Here is a 358-nt window from a genome sequence, read left to right as displayed (position 1 = left end):
TCATTCTGTAGCAGGTGCTTAACCGCATTCGAGCGTACTGGGTCAACTACCACAATCGCCCCGGTGCGCTGAGCAATAAGCTTTGGCTCATCACCACAATGTTTGGTTGGTGTATCCTGACCTACTAGCAAGGGGTAGTTTGGAGCCTTGGCACCATACCCTCTGGAAACCACACCGACAGTCAAGCCCTGAGCCTGCAAGCTTTCAACCAACCACACCACTACAGGTGTTTTGCCGTTGCCACCCGCTGTGATGTTTCCCACCACAACGACAGGAACAGGTGCACGGTAGCTAGGCTTCTTTCCTTGCAGATAATCACGCCTACGCCCTTGGCTAATCACCTTAAAAAGCTGACTTA

1 protein-coding gene is annotated in these 358 nt (G+C 52.0%); it reads right to left on the bottom strand.

Annotated elements, in window-relative coordinates; all coding sequences use genetic code 11:
- Positions 1–358 (bottom strand): tetraacyldisaccharide 4'-kinase (gene lpxK / locus AB4585_RS26620; RefSeq protein ID WP_372171746.1); only part of this gene is annotated, 358 nt, incomplete at both ends.

The organism is Vibrio sp. 10N.222.49.C9 (assembly GCF_041474985.1).
GTDB lineage: Bacteria > Pseudomonadota > Gammaproteobacteria > Enterobacterales > Vibrionaceae > Vibrio > Vibrio crassostreae_C.
Note: the sequence above shows the minus strand (reverse complement) of the source record. Positions and strands in the feature narration are given on the sequence as shown.